The organism is Brevibacterium yomogidense, from assembly GCF_016107685.1.
Classification (GTDB): Bacteria; Actinomycetota; Actinomycetes; order Actinomycetales; family Brevibacteriaceae; genus Brevibacterium; species Brevibacterium yomogidense.
Genome location: NZ_JABASY010000016.1, coordinates 1 through 1,445, shown reverse-complemented (window position 1 = coordinate 1,445; position 1,445 = coordinate 1). Strand labels below are relative to the sequence as shown.

1 protein-coding gene is annotated in these 1,445 nt (G+C 64.7%); it reads right to left on the bottom strand.

What is annotated here, in order from left to right; translation table 11 throughout:
• Positions 1–3: 3 nt before the first annotated feature.
• Complete coding sequence (locus JFC09_RS16190) at positions 4–1,320, bottom strand: ISL3 family transposase (protein WP_087007442.1); 1,317 nt, start codon at positions 1,318–1,320, stop codon at positions 4–6.
• Positions 1,321–1,445: the final 125 nt, after the last annotated feature.

Here is a 1,445-nt window from a genome sequence, read left to right as displayed (position 1 = left end):
GGCTCATCGTAAAAGAGAGTGTAGAAGTGGTCTGAAGCCGCCGGTGTCTAGCAGTGCTCTGAGGAGGTAGTGGCCCAGATTTCGGAACCCGAGCGCGGTGCCTCTCAGGTGCTCGAGTCGACCGTTGATTGCCTCCGTTGGTCCGTTGCTTGTTCCGGGTCGGTCGAAGTACGCGAGTACATCGGCAGCTCTGCGTTTCAGCGTTCGCCCGAGCGTGGTCAGCTCCGTCAGTGCTGCCGGTACTCCTGCAGAGAGACTCGCGATGACGCTCTTCAGTCGGTCTCTGCCGCGTACCCGGTTGGGGTCGCGGTACGCGGCCACGACGCGCTGGTAGATCCACCACGTGACATCGACTTGCGTGTGTTCCTCGGCAGCGAGCACAGCTTCGAGTCGATCGGTCTGCTTGCTGGTGAGCAGGTTCGCGCCGGTGAGCAGGACACGGCGGATGCCATAGAGAGGATCACCGGACCGGCCCCGGTGTCCGAGTGTCTCCTGCTGGATCCGCTGCCGGCACCGCTCCACAGCGCTACCTGCCAGAGCGACGACGTGGAAGGGATCCATCACCGGGGTAGCGTCGGGCAGCTCTTCAGCTGCGGCTGATTTGTAGCCGGCGAAGCCGTCCATCGCGATGTCCTCGATACCGTGGCGGAATGCCTGCGATTGGGTGGCCAGCCAGGTCTTGAACACCTTCTTCGATCGGCCCTCGACGATGTCGAGCAGCCGGGAGGGGCCTGTCTTGTCGCGGATCGGGGTGAGATCGATGATGACGGTGACGTACTTGCTGCCGAACGGGGTGTGCCGCCACACGTGCTCATCGACCCCGAGGACCCTCACACCGTCGAACCTGCTGGGGTCATCGACCAGCAGCTGTTGGCCGGTAATCAGGATGGCGGTGTTGACGGTGTGCCATGAGGCACCGAGGCCCGCGGCGATGCGGCTGATGGACATCCTGTCGATGACGAGGCATTTCAGTGCCCACAGCACGGCCGGTCGCGACAGCTTCGCTCGTGGTGCGGCGATCGGGGTGAGGTCTTCCCGCCAGACGCGCGCGCAGGTCGGGCACCGGTAGCGGCGGACGCGGACGTGCAGGATCGTGGGGCGCCAGCCGAGCGGGACGTGGACGAGTCGGCGCACCGCGGTTCCGCGAGGGACGCCTTCCGTGCCGCACTCGCGGCACCAGGAGCCGGGATCGTCAGTGTTGGTGCGGCACTCCAAGACAGCGTGATCGACGGTGATGGCTTGTCCTGTGATGGTCAGGGCGCGGGTGTCGAGGAGGCAGAACGCGTCGAGATCGGGGGTGGTGAAGCTAGGCTTGTGCATGTCGAGGTCTTCCGGATGGTTTGTGTAGGAACTCCCATCCTCAGGGAGGCCTCGACGTCTACCTCGGCAACGACACGGGCGGATCCCCGGCACCTGGGTCTACACCCTCAATTACGAAGAGCCGG